Raw genomic sequence first — 16,221 nt, 5'->3', positions numbered from 1 at the left:
ACAGCGGCTTCGGCAACAGCGGTTTCGGCAACAGCGGCTTCGGCAACAGCGGCTTCGGCAACAGCGGTTTCGGTAGCAGTGGCCTTGGCAACAGTGGCTTCGGCAACAACCAGCAGCGCCTGGGGCAAACCGGTGTAGGCGGTCAGGGCGGCGGCACGGCCAGCATCGGCAACATCCGCGTCATGGCCGACGAACTCAACAACTCCGTGCTGGTCTGGGGAACACCGGCAGAATTCGAGCGCATCGAGGTAACACTCAAGAAGCTGGACCTGCCTCCAACCCAGGTGCTGATCGAGGCCAGCATCGTCGAGGTGACGCTCAATGATGGACTGCAATTCGGTTTGCAATGGTCCTTCAATGGTGGATTGCATAACAGCAATGCCGACGGCACCGGTACGCTGCGCACAGCGGATAGCACGACATCCGACCTTGGTGAGGCCCTGGGCATGGGCTTCAACTACACGGTGAGGTCTTCTGCCAGCAGGGTGCGGGCTACGCTCAACGCGCTGTCGACCAAAACTAATGTGAAGGTGGTGGCAAGCCCTTCCCTCATGGTGCTGGACAACCACACGGCCGCCATCGCCGTGGGCACGCAGCAGCCCTATCGGTCCGGCGAGACCTCCACTAGCGCGACGGTGGGCACTACCACGACCAATTCTTATCAGTACAAGGACACGGGCGTCAACCTGCAGGTTACGCCTTCGGTCAATGCCGGCAACCTTGTCACCATGACGGTCAACCAGCAGGTCATTGACGTGGGTAGCGAGGACAAGATTACCAAGCAAACTGCCTTCCTGCAGCGCCAACTCTCCAGCCGAGTGTCTGTTCGCTCCGGCGAATCCATTGTCATGGGCGGCCTGATCCAGGAGACGAATACCAATAGCCGCAATGGCGTGCCGTTCCTGCACGACTTGCCCGTGGTCGGCAACCTGTTCGGCTCAACCTCCAACTCCGGGCGGCGCACCGAGCTGCTGGTCATCATCACACCGCGCGTAGTCCGCTCCGATGTCGATATCCGCAGCGTCAGCGATGATCTGCGCGATCAGATGCGTGCCCTGGTCCCGCTGCTCAAGACGCCGGAGCCCGCCGGGTCCAAGGCGGAGGTGGAGATCGGTCCCCTGTCGTCGAGCAGTGTGCGCTGAGGCCGGAACCAATGCAGGCGCCATGCCTCGAAACTTTCTTTTTGGAGAAAACAAGCTCATGAATCTCTTGACGAACCAACGTCCTGTGCCGGGCCGGGTGCGCTGGCTGCAATGGGGCGCAGCCCTGGCCGGCGTCGCCGTGCTGGCCGGCTGTGCAGGCCTGGGCAAGCCCAAGGACCCGGAAACCATCGTGGCCGAGCGCTCGCTGGCCTACTGGCAAGCACGCGTGGATGGGGATGTGGCAAAGGCCTATGGCTTCACCTCGCCTGGCTACCGTGCGGTCAAGACCCAGGAGCAGTTCCGCCGTGCCTATGGCACGCCGCCCGCCGTCGAGGACCTTGAGGCCGGCAAGGCTCAGTGCGAGGCGGATCGCTGCGAGTTCAACATCAAGTTCAAGGCGCAATTGCCCATGGCCAAGGGAGCTGTCGTGCCCATGGGCATGCAGGAAGTCTGGATCCGTGAGGACGGCCAGTGGTGGCTGTTCCTGGAGTAGGCCGGGAATCGGCAGCTCGCCTCTGACCGCTCGCAAACGCTAGGCAGGGACGCAGATGTTTGCAATAATCCAGTCCTCCACTTGTGGGTGCCCTGAAAGTGTTGTTTTTTTCCGAAACACGATTTGAGCGCCCGAAATAAGCGGTAAGTGGCGCAAATGGCTGTGCTACGATTCCTCGGCGATCAATCGTGGTGGTTGCAACTACCTTATCTTTTTACTGGAGATAGTTCTTATGAAGAAAAATGTTCTGGCCCTGAGCATTGCTGCCATGGTTGGTGGCCTGGGCTTTGCCGGCGTGGCTTCGGCTGCCGTTATCGGCGGTTCGAACGCCGGCACGGATGCCAAGGCTGCTGCCGCTGCTTCGCAGCTGCTGCAGGCTACCAACGGCGGCCTGACTCTCGCCCACGGTGGTGTCGGTCACGCTCTGGTCGTGCCTTACTTCAACGCCCAGAACGGCAACGCTACCGTTCTGCACCTGACCAACACGGACACCGTGAACGGTAAGGCAGTGAAGATCCGCTTCCGCAGCGCCGCGAACTCTGACGACCTGCTGGACTTCCAGATCTACCTGTCGCCCGGCGACGTCTGGACCGGTGCTGTGTCCGCCAACGGTACCGATGGTGCCACTCTGGTCAGCGCCGACAACACCTGCACGGTGCCCGCTCTGACCAAGAACGTGGCCGTGCCCTTCGGCACCCGTCGTCTGAATCCCAGCCTGTCTGATGCAGACAAGGCCAACCAGACCCGTGAAGGCTACGTTGAAATCTTCAACATGGCTGACATCACCAGCGCTGCTGCATGGAACGCTGACGGCGTGGCTCCTGTTGATCTGAGCGGCAACCGTCGCTCGCCCCTGTACACTGCTGTCAAGCACGTGAACGCAGTGGCGCCTTGCTCGGTGGCTGGCTCTGCCGCCCGCTCGCTGGTCGACACCGTGGCCGTGACGAACTTCACAGAAGCCACTGCTGCCCAAGCCGGCCTGCAGACTCCCACCAGCGGCCTGATGGCTGACTGGTACATCCTGAACGTGGCTCAAACCACCACGTTCTCGGGTGCTGCAACCGCCATCCAGGCTACGGGCCGTGGCAACTTCGTGCACTTCCCGCAGGTCAACCAGGAAGCTGCTGGCGTCTCTGCCAACGCTACCACGGCTGATCCGCTGTTCCGCACGGCCAACGTGTACGGTCAAGATGGCAAGAACATCGCGACTGCAGCGCTGACGATGAACTTCAGCGACCTGCCCGACATGTCCACGCCTTACACTGGCGGTGTGACCGATCCCCGCGTTCAGGCCTCCAACCTGACCACGGCCCTGGCTGCCACCTCGGTGACCAACCAGTACGCTACGGACGCCATCATCTCGGCCAAGACGGATTGGGTGTTCTCCATGCCCACACGCCGTTACAACGTGGTGGCCAACTACGCTGCTGCGAAGACCAGCGATGCCAACTACCGCCTGTTCACCAACCTGAACACTGCTGCAGCTAGCCAAACTAACAACTGGTTCTACCCCGCTGCTGCTAACGATATTGCCGCTGGCGCAGGTGCCTACAAGGGCAACGGCAACACGACGGTTGACTCCAAGGGCAACATCTGCGTGCTGGCTGACGGTCAGAAGTTCTGGGATCGTGAAGAAACCACCAGCGGCGTGATCCCCGAGTTCTCGCCCGGCGGTACCACTTCCGTGCAGTTCTGCGGTGAAGTCAGCGTGCTGGCATTCAAGGACACCGGCAACTCCGTGCTGGGCGCCTCGGTGGCCCGTACCACGGCTACTTCCGGCACCTACGAAAACGGCTGGGGTGTTCTGACGACCACCAACTCCGGCCTGGGCCTGCCCCTGATCGGCTCCGCCTTCATCAAGCTGGAGAACCCCTCCGCTCGTCAAGGCATGTCCGGCACCTACGGCGTGACTTGGCCTCACCGCTACACGCGCGTTGCTCCCTAATTAGTGGGCACTTTTTCGCGGTAACGCGATCCGAAAAGGCAGGGGTTTCCCCTGCCTTTTTTTTATTTCACTATACGTTTTCAATTCCATGAAGCTTTCGACCATCCGTTTCTCTCCGTTGCAAGCCTGGGCCGTGGCAGCGCTGGTAGCTGCTGTGCCAGTGGTGCACGCCGCCGATGCGGTCACGCTGGTGCACGATGGCCAGACCGCCGTCACTGCGGTTGATGTGGAGGCCGATGTGCAGATGCGCTTGCCTGTCGAGGTGCGTTCGCAGGCGTTGGCCAGCAAGCAGACTGTGGGGCAGATTGCACAGAATCTCTTTGTCCGCCGGGCCTTGGGCAAGCAGGCTCTGGCCGATGGGCTGGACAAGGATCCTGTGGTGGCTGCTGCCCTGCAGGTGGCACGCGACAAGGTGCTGTCTGACGAGTTGTTGAACCGTGCGGCTGGCAACAGCGGGGCCAGCGAGGCGGCCATGCTGAAACAGGCGCGTTCTATCTACCAGGCCAAGCCTGAGCGCTTCAAGGTGGGTGAGCAGGTGAAGGCCCGGCACATCCTGATTTCTGGCACGACGCCCGAGTCGCGTGCCAAAGCGGAAGAACTGCTGGCCCAGGCCAGGAAGGGTGCCGATTTCGCGAAACTTGCTGAAGAAAATTCAGCCGACAAGGGCAGCGCGGCGCGCGGTGGCGATCTCGGCTTCTTCACGCAGGGTCGCATGGTTCCAGAGTTCGACAAGGCCGTCTTTGCCCTGCAGAAAAAAGGAGACCTTAGCGACGTGGTCCAGACCCAGTTCGGCTACCATGTGATCCAGTTGGAAGAGCGGCGTGCGCCCTCGGTCCGCCCGTTTGATGAAGTCAAGGACGAATTGCTGCGCGAGGTTCGAACAGAGTCTGCCAATGACGCCCGCATGGCGCTGGTGCGCAAGGTGCAGGAAAATATGGTGGCCGATGACAAGGCGCTCGACGCGTTTGTCGAACGCCAGGCACCTTCTGCACAGAAAGCTGCCGCGACACAGCGCTGATACGGCGTATCCTGTCTGATCCAAAGGCTGCCCTGCCTGTGCCTCGATGGCGCTGGCGGGCAGCCTCCAGTTTTTCTACGATGAACGCTTTATGGAACGAGGCGCTTGCGCTGTGGCGCGGGCGCGGTCTGGCGTGGGTGCTGATACGCCGCGAGATCGCTTCGCGCCACACCGGCACGGCCCTGGGCATTGCCTGGCCCTACCTGCAGCCGCTGCTGACTGTGGCAGCTTATTACCTGGTATTCGATGTGGTGTTCGGCATGCGGCTGGGTGAGCACGCACCAACACGTGCGGTGGGGGCATTTCTCGTGGTGGGTGCTTTGCCTTGGATGGCCTTCTGCGATGCCGTCTCGCGGGGCATGAACAGCCTGATCGACGCAGGCGGGCTGTTGCAGAAGAACCCCTTGCCCCCCGTGCTTTTCGTCACGCGCTCGGTGCTGGCCAGTGCGCTGATCTATGGCCCGCTGTTGCTGCTGGTGGCCTTGGCCTATATTCCCTCCCATGGACTGCAGCCCGCCGTCCTGGCCTTGTTGCCACTGCTGGCATTGCAGGTGCTGCTGTGCCTGGTGCTTGCGTATGTGCTGGCCATTCTGGCCGCCGCCCTGCGCGATACAGTACAGGTGGTGGGCTTTCTGTTGTCCGTAGGTATCTACCTGACCCCTGTTCTGTTTCCGTTGAGCATGTTCCCCGAGCGCTGGCGCTGGGTGCTCTGGCTCAATCCGATGACGGGGCTGGTCCAGGGCTATCAGCAGGTGCTTTTGCAGGGGGCCTGGCCGCCGCTGAGTGTGTGGTGGGTGTCGCTGGCCTGGCTTGCGGGCGGCGCCATCGTTTTGAATGCGCTGGTGCGGCGCAGCCGTGACCAGTTGGTGGATTGGCTATGAGCATGAAGCATGGCAATGCCCTGCCCGATGACATGGTGCTGCGTGTGCGCCAACTGGGCAAGGAATACAAGCTCTATCCCTCTCCGCGTTCGCGCCTGAAGGCGCTGTTGACAGGTGCTGCCACGCACCGCAGCCATTGGGCACTGCGGGACGTGTCCTTCGAGTTGCGGCGCGGGCAGTGCATTGGCGTGATCGGTGACAACGGCGCTGGCAAGAGCTCACTGCTCAAGCTGCTGGCGGGGACCTTGCAGCCCAGTTGCGGACAGATCGAGCGCGTGGGGCGGGTGACGGCCATCCTGGAATTGGGCGCGGGCTTCCACCCTGATTTCAGTGGGCGCGACAACCTGTATTTCGGCGGCAGCCTGATCGGCATTAGCCATGAGCGTATGCGCGAGCTCGAGCCCGAGATCGCGGCGTTCGCCGAGCTGGGCGAAGCACTGGACCGGCCCGTCAAGACCTATTCATCCGGTATGACGGTGCGGCTGGCGTTTGCGCTGGTGACGGCGGTGCAGCCGGACGTGCTGATCATCGATGAAGCCCTGGCTGTGGGCGACCAGCATTTCCAGAAGAAATGCATCGAACGCATCATGGCGTTCCGCAAAAGCGGCTGCACCATCCTGTTTTGCTCGCACAGCCCCTATCACATTCGCCATCTCTGCGATGCCGCCCTGTGGCTGCGGGGTGGCCAAGTGGCGCAGTTCGGCCCGACCGAACCAGTGCTGGCCGCGTACGATCTGCATACGCGCGAGCGCCAGGAGCGTGAGCAGCAGTCGCTGGAGGCTCCCGTCGCCGCACTGCAGGTGTCTGCGGGCGAGGGTGCCGGACACCAGGAGGTACAGCCTGAGCCTGCAGGTCCCGTCGCGGCCGTTGACAGTGGTTCGGCCTGCATTCTTTCCGTGGATGTGAAGGATCTGGCCGAACCTGCCGGCGACCAGCCCGGTCTCTTGCAAAGCCAGGATCTGGTCGTGACCATCACAGCGCGCGGCCGGGGGAGCGAGCGGCCCCATATCGGCTTCATGATCGAGCAGTCCAAGGGCGTGGGCATCACCTCCCTGGCCACGCATGAGGATGGAGCGGTCCCTCGCCAGTTGCCCGATGGAACCTGGCAGACCGTACTGACGTTCCCGGAGCTGCCGCTCCACAGCGGCGACTACGTGATCAGCGCTTTCCTGTTCGATGAGACAGGGCTGGCCGTCTATGACGAGTGGTTCCAGTTCCTGCACCTGCGCTTCATCTTTCCCAAACCCTTGCCGGGCTTGGTGCGGTTGCCCCACCACTGGAGCTGAGCCCGTACGGCGGGATACACGGCTGCCTGTCGTTGGCTCCATAATCCACACCCCATGACATCCGACAATTCTTCGAATCCCCTCGGTGAAGGGCAGCGATTGCTGCAGGAGGCTTTGCATCTCCTGGAGCGTGGCGATCGCGCAGGTGCTGCGCAGGTGCTGGTCCGTGCACGCGAAAACGACGACAGCCTGCTGCAGGCGCATGCGCTGATAGAAGCCCATGGGCTTGTGGGCTCGTTCTCCAACATAATGGGACTGGACTGCAGAATTTCCCCGAAGGACGATATTTTTGGCTTCTTCCGAGGTCATCCGTCCAGTGTGAATCCGCTGCGCGATTACTTCGCCGACGGCTGGCGCACGCTGTCGGAACTCATGCTGCTGCTGGAGGCCGTGGACAAGCCGCTGTTGCGCACGGCCAGCGTGCTGGAGTTCGCCAGCGGCCATGGCCGCTTCACGCGGCACTTGGTCAAGGCCCTGGGGGCTGAACGCGTCACGGTCTCGGATATCGTGGCCGATGCCGTGGATTTCTCGCAGCAGACATTCGGCGTGAACGGCTTTGCGTCGGCCAGCGTGCCGGAGCAGGTACGCTGGCCCCAGCAGTACGAGCTGGTGTTTGTGCTGTCGCTGTTCAGCCATCTGCCGCGCTCGACCTGGACACGCTGGCTGAAGGTATTGCGCGATGCGGTGGCACCAGGCGGTTTGCTGGTGTTCAGCACGCATGGTGTGAAGGCGGCGGACTTCGATAGCGTGAAGCTCGATGATGATGGTTTTTTCTTCGCCCCATCCAGCGAGTCGAGCGCCATCGACGCCAATGAATACGGAACAGCTTTTACCTCTGAGCGCTTTGTGCTGGACCGCATTGCCGAGACTTGGGGCAGTGATGCGCTGCGCCATCGCTCTCTTGTGCATTTCTGGAATCACCAGGATGCCTATGTACTGCAGCTGTTGTAGACGTTATCTGGGCTAAAGAAAGAACAAAGAGGACGATCGCATGAGTTGGATGCTGCGTTTGCAGGAGCGGCTGTTAGGCATTTCCCCATGGAATGCCGACAAGATCACGGATGAATGGTTTCGTGCGCATTTCAACTATGCGGCTGATCTGGCCCACGACTGGCTGGGACGGTCGCTGAATCTGTCCCAGGCCAAATTGCTGAATTTCGGCTGTGGCGACGGCATCACCGACCTAGCTTTGGTATTGCGCCACGGCGCGACATCCATCCACGGCATAGACATTCGACAGGAGTATGCCAAGCTGCCCCGGATTGCACGAGAGCAATTGGGCATGTCGCGCATTCCCGCCGCGCTGAGCTTCGAGACCATCGTGCCAAACTCGCCGTTGGCGGGCAGGCATGCAGGCTACGATGGCTTGCTGAGCTGGTCCACCTTCGAGCATGTGCAGCGAGACAAGGTGCTGCCCATCCTGGCGGACCTGCATGCCTGTCTGCGGCCGGGTGGCGTCTTCTTCCTGCAGATCGAGCCCCTGTTCCACTCCCCTTGGGGCTCGCATCTGCGTCGCTATGATGATATGCCCTGGCACCATTTGATGGCCTCGGAAGAGGAGTTGTGGAACACCATCGAAAAGCATGAGGGCCCTCTCGATGCCGCCGAGGTGGATTTTGGCTTTGCGGATTTCGGTGCGGATGGCTACAAGCGCTTCGTGTTCAAGGAATACCAGGCGCTGAACCGGCTCACTGCTGATGAACTGATCGATATCGCCCGGCAGGCCGGTTTCGAGGTGTTGCGTGAGGAGCGGCGCCATGTGGACATGCCCATTCCCGAGGCATTGCAGGGACGTTATCCCGAAGATTGGTTGCGCAACAACGAGATCCTGCTGCTGCTGGGTAAACCATAGCCGGGATCGGGCCTCAGGCCCGTCCATCAATCTATCGTGCGATAGAAGCTCCAGCTGCCCTCGGACTTCAGGTGCCGCAGGTGCGGATTCTGATTCAGGCCCTGCTCATGCCGTTGCGGTGCTGCGATGTGGGTGGCAGCAATCTTCGAGAAGTCGAAGCTGCGTGTGTTCACACGCAGCAGCACATGGTCCAGGCTATGGAGGACGGGCTCGAAATCCGTGCCTTGCAGTTCGGCGCCTTCTATGGTCAGGTGCTGATAGCGGTTGTAGATACCGTAGTATTTTCTCCCGGGGTCCAGTCTTTCCCAGAACGCGAGAGGCGGGTGGTAGAAGATCCCTGAACTGATCCTGATGCCAGATGCCGCCAGCGCCATGGCCTGCCGATTGTTGTCCAGCACGACCCAGCGGGCCTGGCGGCTCGTGGCATCGGCGTCCAGCTGTTGCAGCTTTGGCCCTGGTTCCACATGCAATGGCGCCTGCAGCAAGGGGTTGAAGGGCAGGGCTGTTCCCAGCATCCAGACCATGTAGATGGCCATTGCGGCAACAAATTGCCGGTTTGCCAGCAGCAGGGCCAGGACGGCAAAGGCCGTTGCCGTGATGACGGCGACCCCAGGACTGATGGTCTCGGAGATCGCCGCAGGCAGCGTTGAATAGGTGAAAACCGCAAGCCATGCGCAGGCGGTTGCTCCCGTTACCGCAAGTGCCGACAACTGGCGCTGCCTTTCCGGGATGGTTGGAATGATTTCCGAGGCCTGGGTGGGCCATTGTTTCCTGAGCACGCTGGCCAGCAGCCAGGTCTGAGCCAGCAGCAAGCCGATATCCGTGCGGTAGACAGGAACCTTGGCCCATTGCGTCGCCTGAGCCAGCCAGGCAGGTATGCCTTGGTATGAAAAGTACAGGGTCCAGCCAATGAAGGTCAGGCAGAGGCACCCCGCCAGATCCAGTTGCCGTGGCGTCCTGCACCGCATGTCCTGCGTTTGCTGCCAGGCAAACAGCAAGGCCAGCGGAATGGCCAGGAAAATGTAGGAGCCGGCATCGCTGGGTACAAGCATGTCGGTGATGTGGAACATCTGATCCGGACCGAAAAGCCCTCTGGTCAGATACCAGGGATCCATGTATCCCCCTGTCTCCATGCGCCTTCCCGGGTAGACCGTGGCAGCAATCGACGACACGGCGTCTGCAGCATGAAGCCACCATGCGTAGAGCAAAAGGGCGGGCACAAGCGCCATGACCACCACGAGCAGTGCCTGTTGCCAGTTCCAGCGCCAGTCCCCGCGGTGCATATACAGCCATGCTATGGCGAGCGGGCCCAGCAGGCTGGCCACCACTACGAGCCAGGCCGGGTACAGGGTAAGGGCAAAGCCTGCCAGTGCCCAGCCTGCCACCAACGCCCTGGGCAGCACCTGCCGGATGGATTGCCTTGTCCAAGCGGTCAGGAACATGCCGAAGGCGAGCAGTGCGAAAAACAGGATGTAGACAGGCCAGCCCGACCAGCCAACTGACATGGGGGACGCACTTACGCTAAGTGCAAGAACAGCTGCGGGCTGCCAGCGCAGTTGTGCGATGCGCACCAGGACCCACAGGCATGCAGCGAATCCGGCAAAGTAAGGAAACCACCAGTACCATGCGAGCGCCCGCCGCAGGTCAAGGATGAAAAAGCCCCAAGTAGCTGGCTTGGCAAGCGCAGACAGGTTGGAGACGGGCACGCCGCTCATGCCCACAGTGTTCATGTTGTGGCCGGCGCTGGAAAAAACCGTGCTGGTGTTCTCGAAGCTCTTCAGCAGGTGTCCGGGTGCGGCGGCATGGTATTGGCTGATGGCCATGGCGGTGATGACCTGCCATTCATCGCTGCGAATGATCTGGGGGGTACCAAGCCAGGCATTTTCGTCATGGGTAACAAGCTCGTCGTTCTGAAAGAGCAGGGCAACGGAGGAGCCGGTCCATCCACCCGCCACCAGAATGATGAAGGCTGCTGCGGTTGCCGCACCAAAAGCCCTGGCACCAATGCGCAGCCTGGACTGCCATCCGGACAGGGACAGCAACAGGAGCAGCGCAGGCAGGCAGAAGGCCACAAGGGCGCCGGCTCTGGGCAGCAGGCCGGCGCGGGCAGCCTGGTGCAGCGTGATCTGTCGCGCCTTGTCCATGGTGGTCAGCGCAAAACGCCTGCCGTCCGTGGTCATGATTTCCATGCGTACGGTGTAGGTGCCGGAGGCAAAGTCCGGGTCGAGCGGGGCACGGATGTGGAATCCGGCGTTGGCCCAGTTCGGATTGCCTGTAGCCGCCACAACGTCGGGCCTGGGATACGACAGGGCATTGAGCCGGCCTTGGTAGACAAGGTGGTCGTCCAGGAAGATCGAAGCCTGGGTCGGAAAGGCGTGGCTGCGTCCGGAGGCGCTCCAACCCTTGGCGATCAACTGCTGTTTGGCCGCATCGAAATGGATATCCTCCAGTACTCCTTGGTCATGGAAGGCCGTATCAGTTGCACCGGCCGGTAGAAGGAAGCCGCAAAGCAGTATGGTCAGCAGCAGGAAGGATATCCGATGGATGACCCTGTGGAATGACTGGCGTATGGAGTGCATGGCCTGAGAAGCGTTGTCAACCTTTGTGCGATGCGGACCTTGCCTTGAAGCGCGCAAGGTTCAGGGCAGTCGGGGCTGCAAGCCCGCCAGCGACGGTCTTGCCTTCTGACTCAGGCCTGCAGCCAATTCTTGACCCGGCGCTGCCAGTGCGCGGGAATACGCCTTGCCACGCCGCGCAGGATGGGTAGCGAGCGCAGGTGGGCCAGCAGGATCAAGGCCCCCGATCTTGCAGCATGGTCCTGGCGTTGCAGGCGATGTGTGGCCAGGAAGGCCGCATCCAGTGGCTGGAGCAGGGCCTGATCGCGCGGCTGCAGCCCCTGGAGATAACCGTCGCCATAGAAAGCCGCTCCCGGCTGGGCGGCGGCACTCCCTGTTGCGGCCGGTTGCTGCGGCAGCTGTCCTTCAATGAAGTGGCGTTCGCGTATTTGCGCGAAGAAGTCCAGCCATTGGGCGGTGCTGGCGTCCCAGGGCATGACCCAGGACCAGTCGCGGCCTGCCAGCCTTTCGGGGAAGGCCCCTATGTCGGGCGCGACGATGGGCAGTCCGGCGGCCAGGCAGGCGCTGAGCGTGTAGCTGTAGGTCTCCGGCCATTGGGCGGGGAACCAGGCCAGGTCGGGCTGCAGCCACTCCAGCAGCGCAGGCAATTCCTCTTCCTTGTAGCCACCATGCACCGTCAGGCGTGCGCGTGGCTGGGTCTGCAGGCTGCGGTAGCCATAGCCGAGCAGATGGAATTCCACAGGAGCTCCGCGTTTGGCGGCTTCGATAGCCACGGCTTCAAGCACGTCGGCCCCCTTGATGGCACTCATGGCTCCCAGCACGACGATCTTGAGTGGGGCCGTGGCGGCCAATGTGCGTGCCGTTGGGGTCGGCAACTGTGCCGGCATGTCGGTGTGGGCAACGGCCTGGACGCGTGCCCCGGGCACGAAGCCGGCGATCCGGCTGGCTGTGTCCTGGCTGGGGGCCAGCACATGGCGCGCGTTGTTCAGCAGCAGCGCATTGCGGTGGCGCCACTGGGCCACGGTGCCGGCATAGGGGGCTGTGTCCGTTGGTTCGCAGCAGCCGCATTCGCCCGCGCGGGGCGGCACGATGTAGCGGTTGTCGATGCCGGTCAGCGAGATATTCTTGCAGTAGGTGTAGAAATCATGGGCCGTGAAGTCATGGGCCGTTCCCAGGCGTGCGGGCAGGTCCAGGATGGCTTCGCTGTGGCCCAGGAGATGCTGGTAGTGCACGTGCACCACGCCCAGCTGGCGCAGGGCCTGCACCAGCTCCTCCATCTGGTCGTTGATGCGGAAGGCGAGCTCGAAGGCTTCCTTCTCTTCGGCACGGCGCAGGACCACGACTCCACCTGCGGCTGGGGACAGCATGAGGAACAGTGCCTTGCCTTGCAGGAACTGCGCCAGTTCGCGGACATGGCGCACGGTGCCGCCCGCCCGATCGTGGAGCACGGCCAGCACCACGGGCTGCTGCGCTGCCTCGGCCTGCAGGCGTGCCACATCCAGCGCCAGGCGTGCCGTGCGCGCAGGGTCGGCCTGGACGAAGGCCATGACATCGGCTTCGTAGCGCGGATGCAGCCTGCGCAGGGTTTCCATGGCGGCACGTTCACGCGGGCTCTTGCTTTCTCCGAAGCTCACGCCGCCTGTGTGCAGCACGAAGGTGTCCAGCAGATGCAGGTTGCGCCAGCCAGCGGCTGCGGCACGCTGGCAGAAGTCGTTTTCCTCGCCATAGCCCTTGCCGAAGTGCTCGGTGTCGAACAGGCCGACGGCGTTCAGGCTGTCGCGGCGGATGTACATGCAAAAGCCCACGCCGGTCGGCACGTCCACCACCTGGCCGGGGTTGGTGCGCGCGCACAGTGCGTCGATGGCGGCCGTGTCCATGCCGGGCGGCAGGTCGTTGCCCTCGCAAAAGCGCGGGTAGCTGCAGATGGTGGCGTTGTTGGAAAACGGCGTGACGGAGGCGATGCGTGCATCGCCGTAGGCAGCCTGGCGGATGCGGTCCAGCCAGTCATTGGCAACCACGGTGTCGCTGTTGAGCAGCAGCACGTCATGGGCGGTGTTCAGCGCCATGCCGCGGTTGACGGTGCCGACGAAGCCGAGGTTCTCCTCGTTCTCCAGCAAAGTGATGCGGGGCTCCTGCGCAGCCTTCTCGCGCAGCCAGGCCGTGACTTCGGGCTCCGGGCTGGCATCGTTGATGACCACGAGTTGCCAGTGCGTGCGGCAGGGGCTGGCCAGAACGGATTCGATGCAGTTGCGCGTGTCGTCCAGGCCGCGGTACACGGGCACGATCACATCGACGGGTTGCTGCGGCATCGGCTGGGGCACGGGTGTGTGGAGGACAGGGGCAGGCACGGACGTGCGGCCCAGCAGGCGGTCAATGCGCATCTTGGCGTGGACGAGAGGGCGCGTGGCCCGGAAGACGGTGGAGTTCTCGATATCGCGCAGGTGCTGCTCCAGGCGCGCGAAGTCCCGCTGCACGCGGGTGGCCTCTTGCTGCCAGATGGCGCGCTCCTTGCTCTGCGACTGGTGGCTGTCTTCCAGGAGGGCGTTGCGGTGCTGCAGCCTATGGATCGCAGCGCTTCGCTCTTCCAGTTGCTGGACATCCTGCGCGTGCTGCTGCTCAAGCCGCATGCGCTGTGTGTGCCACTGATCCTGCAGATCATTGGCCCGGCTGCGCTCTTGCGCGATCTGCCGTTCAAGCGGCTGCACGGCGCCCGCCAGCGCCAGATAGTCGGCCGACATGGGCCATCCCATCTCGATCTCCAGCGAGGCGCCACGCAGTGCAGCCAGGGTTTCTGCGGGAATGGGCAGTTCGAACCAGGGGTCATCGCCGGTCAGAAGCAGCATCAGCGAGAAGGCGCCTGCCGGATGAAGTCCATTCCACACGAGCTGATGATGCGGGCGTTGCCCCAGCAGGGCAGCGTCCGAATCCTCGGGCAGCCATTGCCAGACGACGGCGCCTTGCGCATCGAGCAAGGCCAGCCGATGCAGGTGTATGAAGCCCGGCCGGTCGGCCAGGTCCAGACGCAGATGGCTCAGTGAAGTGTTGTGGTCGGGCAGCGCAAAGCGCAGTGTCTGGCGTGCCTGGCCAATGATGCCCGTGGTGGAGAGCTTGCTTTCTTCGTCATAGCGGCCAGCGCGTGCCATGTAGAGCTGTGCCGTGAATAGGGCATGTGCCTGTGGATAGTTCACCGGCGGCTCGATGGCCTGTGCCTGGGCCACCGGGGCGGCACTGGCGATGAACTGATAGGCCAGTGCATCGGGCGTGGCCAGCAGGTGGCGGGCAACGGCAGGGGGCAGGCTGTCGTAGGCGACGCGGAATTCGGATTCGGGGAGCGCCCGTTCGATGGTGTCGATGTCGTCCACCTGCCAGCCTTGCTCGGCCAGAAAGCGCGAAAGCGAGCGCCGCGTAAAAAAACGCAGGTGGGTGCGGTCCAGCAGGCCTTCTTCGCGGTAGCGGAATTCGCCATGCAGCAGTTCTGCCACCAGGCCGCTGTAGCCTGCATTGGGCACGGAGATCAGCAGACGGCCTTCGGGCGTCAGCCGCTTGCGGCATGCAGCCAGGATGCGCTCGGGCTGGCGAAGGTGCTCCAGCACGTCGGCGCAGACGATGTAGTCATAGCGTGCTTCGCCGAAGAGCTGGTCCAGGTCGCAGTCTTCCAGGTCGGCCACATGGACATGGCGGTAGAAGGGCGCTGCATGGCGTGCCTCTTCCTGGCTCAGGGTGACGCCGTCGCAGACGCATTGCTTGTGCTCGGCGAGAAAGGCGCCCAGCGCGCCGCTGCCGCAACCCAGATCCAGTATGTGCGCCTGGGCCCGGACATGGCCGGCCAGCACGGACAGCGACGTGCGCTCGTTCAGATCGACGGTGCGCAGGTAGACGTGGGGATCGGGAATGGGTGTGGTCATAGGAAAAGGGGTGCCGGGCAATCTCTCCGCTGGGAGCAGGTGCCGCGGCCGTATTCATTCATGCCAGACGGCCTTGGCCAGTCCGCAGCGGGCAGCAAGCTGCGCCCACGTCAGGGCGCAAAAAATCCCGGAAGTCCGGGCGGCAGATTGTCGCGCATCATAATCCCGGCCACTGCAGTGACTGCATGGCATGGCCGGGTAATGACATATTGCGCGGCTGTTGCATTTTTTTTGCATTACGGCATGGCCGCTGACGCTTGACAAAGGCTGTCGGCGGAATACTCTGTGCCGCCGTTTCTGCGGCGCGTGATTCCCGTGCGGGAATTTGAAGATTTGAAGGGCGGCATTGATGGGTTCATCGTTGGTCGTGTCGGTGGTGAGCCACGGACATGGCGCTCATATCCAGAGGCTGCTTGAGTGCCTGGCTTCGGCGCGCCTTGCGCCGGTGTCCCGTGTGGTGTTGACGCTCAACATTCCCGAGGCGGAGCCCCAGGCGCCCGTGGCCGGCTGGCCCTTTGCTCTGGAGATCCGGCGCAATGCGCAGCCTCTGGGGTTCGGCTGCAACCACAACCGGGCGCTGGCGAGCGCACGGGAGCCGTTTGTCTGCGTGATCAATCCCGATGTGTTCTGGAGCGAGCAGGAGGAGCCGTTGCAAGACCTTCTGGCGCTGGTGGCCCGTCCGGGACTGGCCCTGGCCTATCCCCCGCAGATCGGTGAAGACGGCGCGCTGCAGGATTTCGAACGGGAGTTGCCATCGCTGTGGAATTTGCTGCGGCGCAAGCTGCGCGGGCGCGTGGAGCGGCGTGTGGAATGGGTGAATGCGGCCTGCCTGGTGCTGGGCCGGGACAGTTGGCTGCGGCTGCGTGGGTTTGACGAAGGTTTCTATATGTATTGTGAGGATGTGGATCTGTGCCTTCGCCTGCGGGTGCTGGGCGGAGAACTCAGGCGCGGCGGTTTGCCTGTGGTCCATGCGGGCCAGAGGGCGAGCCGGCGCAGCCTGCGCCACGGCGCATGGCACGTGGCCAGCCTGCTGCGGCTGTGGAGCCGGCCGGCTTACCGCAAGGCCAGGGCCCTGCCGCAGGCAGCGCTCTCGCTGCGCAGCCTGCGTGGAGAACCATCGTGA

The 16,221-nt window shown here is 62.8% G+C and carries 11 protein-coding genes; 9 read left to right on the top strand and 2 right to left on the bottom strand.

The annotated features are described in order from the left end of the window. The 8 genes from L995_RS28165 to L995_RS28130 form a co-directional block, all read left to right on the top strand. Positions 1-1,142, top strand: a 1,142-nt coding sequence (locus L995_RS28165) for a secretin N-terminal domain-containing protein (protein WP_047474664.1), incomplete at its 5' end; no start/stop codon positions are given. Positions 1,143-1,200: 58 nt separating this feature from the next. Then, positions 1,201-1,635 (top strand): hypothetical protein, encoded by a 435-nt coding sequence (locus L995_RS28160; RefSeq protein WP_016446456.1) that lies wholly within the window; start codon positions 1,201-1,203, stop codon positions 1,633-1,635. Positions 1,636-1,867: 232 nt separating this feature from the next. Further along, a complete protein-coding gene (locus tag L995_RS28155; protein WP_047474662.1) occupies positions 1,868-3,580 on the top strand; it encodes a hypothetical protein in 1,713 nt (570 codons plus the stop codon). 88 nt (positions 3,581-3,668) lie between these two features. Next, positions 3,669-4,598, top strand: coding sequence for a peptidylprolyl isomerase (locus tag L995_RS28150; RefSeq protein ID WP_047474660.1), 930 nt, complete (start codon positions 3,669-3,671; stop codon positions 4,596-4,598). An 80-nt stretch (positions 4,599-4,678) separates the two neighbouring features. Then, entirely contained in the window at positions 4,679-5,479 is an 801-nt protein-coding gene (locus L995_RS28145) for an ABC transporter permease (RefSeq protein ID WP_016451821.1), read from the top strand. After that, complete coding sequence (locus L995_RS28140) at positions 5,476-6,765, top strand: ABC transporter ATP-binding protein (protein ID WP_046987374.1); 1,290 nt, start codon at positions 5,476-5,478, stop codon at positions 6,763-6,765. The genes L995_RS28145 and L995_RS28140 overlap by 4 nt, the downstream gene beginning before the upstream one ends. Positions 6,766-6,819: 54 nt before the next feature. Next, a complete protein-coding gene (locus L995_RS28135) occupies positions 6,820-7,716 on the top strand; it encodes a class I SAM-dependent methyltransferase (RefSeq protein ID WP_016446451.1) in 897 nt (298 codons plus the stop codon). Positions 7,717-7,756: 40 nt separating this feature from the next. Continuing rightward, positions 7,757-8,617 carry a class I SAM-dependent methyltransferase gene (locus tag L995_RS28130; RefSeq protein ID WP_016446450.1) on the top strand — a complete coding sequence of 287 codons (861 nt, stop codon included), beginning with the start codon at positions 7,757-7,759 and terminating at the stop codon, positions 8,615-8,617. A 26-nt stretch (positions 8,618-8,643) separates the two neighbouring features. On the opposite strand, the gene L995_RS28125 is transcribed toward L995_RS28130, so the two are convergent. Together L995_RS28125 and L995_RS28120 are read right to left on the bottom strand one after the other, a co-directional pair. Then, positions 8,644-11,196: a DUF7657 domain-containing protein gene (locus L995_RS28125; protein ID WP_047474657.1), complete on the bottom strand. Its 2,553-nt coding sequence runs from the start codon at positions 11,194-11,196 to the stop codon at positions 8,644-8,646. Positions 11,197-11,306: 110 nt separating this feature from the next. Next, a complete protein-coding gene (locus L995_RS28120) occupies positions 11,307-15,098 on the bottom strand; it encodes a methyltransferase domain-containing protein (protein ID WP_047474655.1) in 3,792 nt (1,263 codons plus the stop codon). A 499-nt stretch (positions 15,099-15,597) separates the two neighbouring features. Between L995_RS28120 and L995_RS28115 the strand changes: the two genes are divergently transcribed. Further along, positions 15,598-16,221 (top strand): glycosyl transferase, encoded by a 624-nt coding sequence (locus L995_RS28115; protein ID WP_231574550.1) that lies wholly within the window; start codon positions 15,598-15,600, stop codon positions 16,219-16,221.

Source organism: Delftia sp. ZNC0008, assembly GCF_000799035.1.
Taxonomy (GTDB): Bacteria; Pseudomonadota; Gammaproteobacteria; order Burkholderiales; family Burkholderiaceae_C; genus Comamonas; species Comamonas tsuruhatensis.
This window is presented reverse-complemented; position numbering and strand designations above follow the sequence as displayed.

Bases quoted from the DNA above. Each gene is read 5' to 3' on its own strand.
- L995_RS28130 (WP_016446450.1), top strand. From the start codon at position 7,757: ATGAGTTGGATGCTGCGTTTGCAGGAGCGGCTGTTAGGCATTTCCCCA.
- L995_RS28150 (WP_047474660.1), top strand. From the start codon at position 3,669: ATGAAGCTTTCGACCATCCGTTTCTCTCCGTTGCAAGCCTGGGCCGTG.
- L995_RS28145 (WP_016451821.1), top strand. From the start codon at position 4,679: ATGAACGCTTTATGGAACGAGGCGCTTGCGCTGTGGCGCGGGCGCGGT.
- L995_RS28140 (WP_046987374.1), top strand. From the start codon at position 5,476: ATGAGCATGAAGCATGGCAATGCCCTGCCCGATGACATGGTGCTGCGT.
- L995_RS28160 (WP_016446456.1), top strand. From the start codon at position 1,201: ATGAATCTCTTGACGAACCAACGTCCTGTGCCGGGCCGGGTGCGCTGG.
- L995_RS28155 (WP_047474662.1), top strand. From the start codon at position 1,868: ATGAAGAAAAATGTTCTGGCCCTGAGCATTGCTGCCATGGTTGGTGGC.
- L995_RS28135 (WP_016446451.1), top strand. From the start codon at position 6,820: ATGACATCCGACAATTCTTCGAATCCCCTCGGTGAAGGGCAGCGATTG.
- L995_RS28125 (WP_047474657.1), bottom strand. From the start codon at position 11,196: ATGCACTCCATACGCCAGTCATTCCACAGGGTCATCCATCGGATATCC.
- L995_RS28120 (WP_047474655.1), bottom strand. From the start codon at position 15,098: ATGACCACACCCATTCCCGATCCCCACGTCTACCTGCGCACCGTCGAT.